This is a genomic window from Luteibacter jiangsuensis, assembly GCF_030812295.1.
Classification (GTDB): domain Bacteria; phylum Pseudomonadota; class Gammaproteobacteria; order Xanthomonadales; family Rhodanobacteraceae; genus Luteibacter; species Luteibacter jiangsuensis_A.
This window is the reverse complement of the sequence record NZ_JAUSSK010000004.1, coordinates 525,923-532,686: the sequence shown is the minus strand read 5'-3', so window position 1 is coordinate 532,686 and position 6,764 is coordinate 525,923. Positions and strand designations below refer to the sequence as shown.

General features: G+C 68.8%; 3 protein-coding genes and 1 pseudogene. All 4 read left to right on the top strand.

Translation table 11 applies throughout. The annotated features are described in order from the left end of the window. Window positions 1-9 precede the first annotated feature (9 nt). Window positions 10-2,619 (top strand): annotated as a pseudogene (locus J2T07_RS16200) (ESPR-type extended signal peptide-containing protein); the annotation flags it as partial. Further along, entirely contained in the window at window positions 2,608-3,600 is a 993-nt protein-coding gene (locus tag J2T07_RS19180) for a YadA-like family protein (RefSeq protein WP_430539371.1), read from the top strand. The pseudogene J2T07_RS16200 and the gene J2T07_RS19180, both read left to right, overlap by 12 nt. A gap of 207 nt (window positions 3,601-3,807) precedes the next feature. After that, window positions 3,808-5,523: a type II secretion system ATPase GspE gene (gspE, locus tag J2T07_RS16195; RefSeq protein WP_306851263.1), complete on the top strand. Its 1,716-nt coding sequence runs from the start codon at window positions 3,808-3,810 to the stop codon at window positions 5,521-5,523. Between the two features lie 8 nt (window positions 5,524-5,531). Next, window positions 5,532-6,749: a type II secretion system inner membrane protein GspF gene (gspF, locus tag J2T07_RS16190; protein ID WP_306851230.1), complete on the top strand. Its 1,218-nt coding sequence runs from the start codon at window positions 5,532-5,534 to the stop codon at window positions 6,747-6,749. The last annotated feature ends 15 nt before the right edge of the window (window positions 6,750-6,764 follow it).

Genomic DNA, 6,764 nt, shown 5'->3' with positions numbered 1-6,764 from the left:
GGCTTCGGGCTGTTCGGTATCGAGAGCGCGAACGCGGTGGCGATTGGCGCGAACAGCTGGGCGCTGGGCAACGGCGGCACGGCGCTGGGTGCGAATGCGTGGGCGATCGGCGAGAACTCGGTGGCGCTGGGCCAGGGTTCGTATGCGGATCGCGACAACACGGTCTCGGTCGGCGACGTGGGCAGCGAGCGGCAGGTCACCAACGTGGCGGCCGGTACCGAGGCCACCGATGCGGTCAACAAGGGACAGTTGGATTCGCTCGCCACCAGCGTCGGCGACGCCAGTCATTACTTCAAGGCGAATGGCCTGGGTGACGGTAGCGACGATGCGCAGGCGATCGGCGACTTCGCCACCGCTTCCGGTTCGGGTGCATTCGCAGGTGCCACGGGTGCCACCGCCAACGGCAGCGGCGCGGTCGCCACGGGCGTCAACGCGACGGCCACGGGATATGGCAGTGTCGCCTCCGGACAGAACAGCGCGTCGTACGGCGCGGGTGCGCAGGCCAATGGTCCGGGCAGCGTCGCGGTCGGCGGTGTCGCGGTGGACGAAGAGGGCAATCCACTGATCACCCATGGCGGCCTGCCGGTCGATACCGGAGCGACGAGCGCGGGCGTGGGCGGCACGGCGGTCGGCGCGAGTTCACAGGCTGGCGGCTTTGCCGCGTCGTCATTCGGTGTGGGCGCCTATGCCAGCGGCGCGCAAGCGACGGCGGTGGGCGCGGTCGCGAATGCGATCGGCGATCTGTCGACGGCGATCGGCACGCAGAGCGCCGCGACCGGTGCGAGCAGCGTGGCCGTGGGCGAGAGCGCGCAAGCGACGGGCGACGAAAGTGTCGCCGTCGGTGGCAGCACGTTCTTCGGCCTGATACCGGCGCAGGCCTCGGGCTATGCCTCGTCCGCTTTCGGCACGGGCGCATGGGCCACGGCGGACTACGCGACCGCCCTGGGCTGGAACAGCTACGCGGATGGTGCGAGCAGCACGGCGGTAGGCGAATCGGCGATCGCCGCGGCGGCGAACTCCGTGGCCCTCGGCGCGGGCTCCTTCAATGATCGGGTGAACACCGTTTCGGTGGGCGATGTCGGTAGCGAGCGGCAGGTCACCAACGTCGCGGCGGGTACCGAAGCCACCGACGCAGTCAACAAAGGACAGTTGGATTCGCTCGCCACCAGCGTCGGTGACGCCAGTCATTACTTCAAGGCGAATGGCCTGGGTGACGGTAGTGACGACGCACAGGCGAACGGTGATTACGCCACGGCTTCCGGTTCGGGCGCCTTGGCGGCAGGCTCCGGTGCCACGGCCACCGGTTCCGGCGCGGTGGCTGCGAACCAGTTCGCGACCGCGACCGGCTACGGCAGCACGGCCAGCGGACAGAACGCGGCCGCCTTCGGTGCGGGTGCACAGGCGACAGGCGCGGGCAGTGTCGCGGTGGGCGGTAACGCCGTCGACGAGGACGGCAACCCGCTTATCGCCGACGGCAATGGCAACCCGGTGGACACCGGTGCGACCAGCGCCGGTGTAGGTGGTACGGCGGTCGGTGCCAGTTCGCAGGCCACCGGTTTCGCGGCGACCTCGGCCGGTGTCGGCGCTTATGCCAGCGGTGCGCAATCCACGGCATTGGGCGCGGTGGCCAATGCGACGGGTGACTATGCGACGGCCGTGGGTACCTCCACCACGGCGTCAGGCGCCGGCTCGGTCGCGGTCGGTGGGCCGAGCAACCTCGCTGGCGTCGGACTCATCTATACCGGCGCGACCGGCGACAGTGCGGCGGCGTTCGGCGCCGGCGCGCAGGCGACCGCCGACTTCGCCACGGCGCTGGGTGCCATCGCGGGAGCCGAGGGCGTGGGTAGCACGGCGCTGGGTTACTTCGCCTACGCGCCGGGCGGCAATGCCACGGCGCTGGGCATCAACAGCTGGGCTTCCGGCACGAGCAGTGTCGCGGTGGGTGATTTCTCCACCGCCCGTGGCGCCGCCAGCGTCGCCCTCGGGGCCAATGCGACGGCCACCGCGGCCGACAGCGTGGCGGTCGGTTCGAATGCCCTGGCGGATCGCGCCGGTACGGTGTCGGTGGGCGCGCGCGGCAGCGAGCGCCAGATCACCAACGTGGCCGCCGGCGAGCAGGGCAGCGATGCGGTCAATGTGGATCAGCTGACGCAGTTGTCCGATAGCGTCGCCAGTGCCCGTCATTACGTCTCGGCCACGGGCGCGGGTGACGGTTCCGACGATGCCAGTGCGACGGGAACGCTCGCCACGGCCACCGGCGCGGGAAGCAGCGCCACGGGCGATCTCTCCACCGCCAGCGGCGCCTTCGCCACGGCGAGCAGGGAATCGGCCACGGCCGTGGGCGCCTTCGCCAATGCCGGCGCGGCCGGTGCCACCGCGATCGGCGACAGCGCGCGTGCGCTGGCGGTGAATTCAGTGGCCCTGGGCAACGGGTCGCTGGCGACACGGGCGAACACGGTGTCGGTGGGCAGCGCGGGAAGCAACCGCCAGATCACCAACGTGGCGGCTGGTACACAAGCTACCGACGCGGTGAACCTGAGCCAGTTGAACACGGCGCTGTCCGGCGCCTTTGCCGGCACCTCCAGTGTCACCGGCAACGCGGTGGCGATGGCTCTGGGCGGTGGGGCGACGATGGGTGCCACCGGGTTCGTCGGGCCGGTGTATCGCGTGCAGGGTGGTTCCTACAGTACGGTCGGCGATGCGGTGGGGGCCCTCGACGGCGCGTTGTCCTCCCTGGACAGCCGGGTGAACCAGCTGGAGTCCGGCTCCGGCGGGAGCACTCTGCCGGGAACGGCGCCGGTGCGGCGCAACAGCGTCATGTCGGCATCGGTCGCCAGTGCCGGCGTCGCGGCCCCGATGGCCGCGCAGGACGCATCCGCCCCGGTGCAGGCGGCGGCCGTACCGGTCACCGCCGCCGTCGTCGACGGAACGGGTAACGGCACCGCCATCGGGGCCGGCAGCTACGCGAAGGATCCCACCGACCTGGCCGTCGGCACCAATGCCAGCGTCGGCGCCGACAATGGCACCGCCGTGGGGACGGGTGCCACGGTCACGGCGGCGGCGACCAACAGCGTCGCGCTCGGCGCCAATTCCGTGGCCGACCAGCCCAACACCGTCTCCGTGGGAAGCGCGGGAGCGGAGCGTCGGGTGACCAACGTCGCCGCCGGCACGGCGCCGACCGATGCGGCCAACGTGAGCCAGGTCGACCAGGCCGTCGCCACCGCGAAGTCCTACTCCGACCAGGGCGATGCCGCGACGCTGAGCAGCGCCAAGGCCTATACCGACCAGAAGTTCGGCGACGTGGTCAGTGGCGGGGCGTTCGACGAGTACAAGCGCACGGTGGATCGCCGCTTCAGTAACCTCAGCGACCGCCTTAACAAGGTGGGCGCGATGGGCGCGGCGATGTCACAGATGGCCTTCAGCACCCAGGGCGTCAACGGCGACAACCGGCTCGGCGTGGGTGTGGGCGGATACAAGGGTCAGGGCGCCCTGTCGGTCGGCTACTCGCGTAGCCTCTCGTCCAACGCCAGTCTCACCTTCGGCGCTGCCGTAAGCGGTAGTGAGACTTCCGGCGGTGTTGGTGTAGGCGTGGGCTGGTAAAACAACCCGGGCGGCGCCCACAAGGCGCCGCCAAGTCCTTGAAGCCGGCGGAAACGCCGGCTTTCGCTTGTTGCGCCGCGTCGCGAAACGCAGCGCCCGCGGTCGCCGCCGACGCACGGTATGTGCTACCAATAGCGGCCCGTACGGTCAGGAACGATCGGCCGGACGACGCAATCAACGGACCGTGATGGAGATGGCATGTCTGCGATGACCGAGCATAGGGACATGCTGACCGGGGAACCGGGAGAAGCCCAGGTGTGCGCGCACCTCGTCGCGCATGGTCGGCTCAAGGATACCGACCTTGCGCGGGCTCGCCGCCTGCACGACGAAACGCCGGAGGGCACGCTCACGGCGCTGATGGCGCGGCTCGGCCTGGTTTCCGAGCGCGATCTCGCCGACGCGTGGACCGACCTGCTGGGCCTGCCCTTGCTCGCGGCGAAGGACGCGCCGGAACTGCCCCCCGCCGATACGGAGCTCTCGCTCCGTTTCCTCAAGCAATACCACGTGGTTCCCGTCCGCGACGGCGATGACGGCGTCGTCCTGCTCGTGGCCGATCCCGCCGACCCGTATCCCTTGCAAGCCGTGCGGCTGGCGACTGGACGCGACATCCCGCTGCGCGTCGGCCTGCGCTCCGAGATCGACGATCTCATCGAACGTTATTACGGCCAGGGCCGCTCCGCGATGGGCAGCATCGTCGAGAGCCTGGACGGCAACGCCGCCGTGGAAGACGACGTGGAACACCTGCGCGACCTCGCGTCCGAGGCGCCGGTGATCCGGCTGGTCAACCTGATCCTGCAGCGCGCGGTGGAACAACGCGCGTCGGACGTGCACATCGAACCGTTCGAGAACCGGCTCAAGGTGCGCTACCGCATCGACGGCGTCCTGCATGAGGTGGAGGCGCCGCCTTCGAGTTCCACGGCGGCGGTGATCTCGCGCGTGAAGATCATGGCGCGCCTCAACATCGCCGAGCGGCGCCTGCCGCAAGATGGACGCATCCAGCTGCGCGTGCAGGGCAAGGAGCTCGACCTTCGCGTCTCCACTGTACCGACCAGCTTTGGTGAATCGGTGGTGATGCGTATCCTCGACCGCGAATCGGTGGTGTTCGACTTCGCCTCGCTCGGCTTCACCGATCACTTCCGTGGCCGCTTCGTCGAGGTGCTCGACCGGCCGCACGGCATCCTGCTGGTCACCGGCCCCACCGGCTCGGGCAAGACGACCACGCTGTACACGGCCCTTTCGCAGATCAACACGCCCGACGTGAAGATCATCACGGTCGAGGATCCGGTCGAATACCAGATCGAGGGCATCAACCAGATCCAGGTCAAGCCGCAGATCGGGCTGGACTTCACCGGCGCCCTGCGCTCGATCGTCCGCCAGGATCCGGACGTCATCATGATCGGCGAAATGCGCGACCTGGAAACCTGTCGCATCGCGATACAGTCCGCCCTCACCGGTCACCTGGTGCTCTCCACGCTGCACACGAACAGCGCATCGGGCGGCATCACCCGCCTGCTCGACATGGGTGTGGAGGATTACCTGCTCGGTTCGACCGTCAACGGAATCCTCGCGCAGCGCCTGGTTCGCCGCCTGGATCCCGAGACCGCGATTCCCTACGAGGCCTTGCCCGAAGTGATCGAGCAGTTCGAACTGCACAAGTACACCGACGAGCGCCCCATCCGCCTGTGGAAGCCCGGCACCAGCGCCATCAATCCCACCGGCTACCGGGGCCGCCGCGCCATCATGGAATTCCTCGTGATGAGCGATCCCTTGCGCCGGCTCGTGATGCAACGCGCCGACGCGGGCGAGATCGAGCGCCAGGCGCGTGCGGAAGGCATGCGCACCATGTACGAGGACGGCCTGGCCAAGGCAGTGGCCGGTATCACGACGATCGAGGAAGTCCTGCGCGTCACGCAGGAATCGTAGGCCTTCGCATGAGCCAATTCCGCTATCGAGCCATCAGCGCCGCCGGCGAGGCCCTGACGGGCCGCATGGAAGCCTCGTCCGTCGAGGACGTGGTCGCCCGCTTGCATGACCAGGGGCATACGCCGCTCGAAGCCGCGCCGGCCGATGGCGAATCGTCGGGCGGCGGGATCGCCGCCATGTTCCGCAAGGGCGCGTTCACCGGCGACCAGCTCGCGCAGTTCACCCACCAGCTCGCCACGCTGCTCGGCGCGGGGCAACCGTTGGATCGCGCGCTCGGCATCCTGCTCGACCTGCCCGAGGGCGAGCGCGCGAAGAACATGGTGGAACGCATCCGTGACCGGGTGCGCGGCGGTACCACCCTTTCCACGGCGCTCGACGAAGAGAACGGCGTGTTCCCCCGGCTGTACGTGAGCCTGGTGCGCGCTGGCGAGGCCGGTGGTTCGCTGGATGAAACGCTGCGCCGCCTGGCCGATTACCTGGAGCGATCGCAGGCCTTGCGCGGCAGCATCATCAATGCGTTGATCTATCCGGCCTTCTTGATGGTCGGCGTGCTCGGCTCCCTGGTGCTGTTGCTGGCCTATGTGGTGCCGCAGTTCGTGCCGATCTTCGCCGACATGCAGGTGCCCATCCCGCTCATCACCAAGGTGGTGCTGGCGATCGGCACGGTGATCGGTGACTGGTGGTGGGCCATTGGCGTGTTCCTCGCGGTGCTCGCCATGTTCCTGCGTCTGCGCCTGCGCGATGCCGAGACGAAGCTGGCTTTCCACGGCCGGCTGCTTACGATGCGGGTCGCGGGGCCCTTGCTGCTCAAGGTCGAGACCGCGCGCATCGCCCGTACGCTGGGCACGCTGCTGAAAAACGGCGTGCCGCTGCTCTCGTCCCTCGCGATCGCACGCCAGGTCACCTCCAACCGCGCCCTCGACCTCGCCCTCGAACAGGCCGCCGAGCGTGTGAAAGGGGGTGCCGGCCTTGGCAGCGCGTTGAGCCAGACGGAACGTTTCCCGCGGCTCGCCCTGCAGATGATCCAGGTCGGCGAGGAGGCCGGCGCACTGGATACCATGTTGCTCAAGGTCGCCGACACCTTCGACGTGGAGGCCAAGCGCGCCATCGACCGCTTGCTTGCCGCGCTCGTGCCGACCCTCACCATCGTGATGACCGTCATGGTCGCCTTCATCATGGCGGCGATCCTGCTGCCCCTGCTCAGCCTTACCAGCAACATCAACTGATCAAACCGTTCCAAG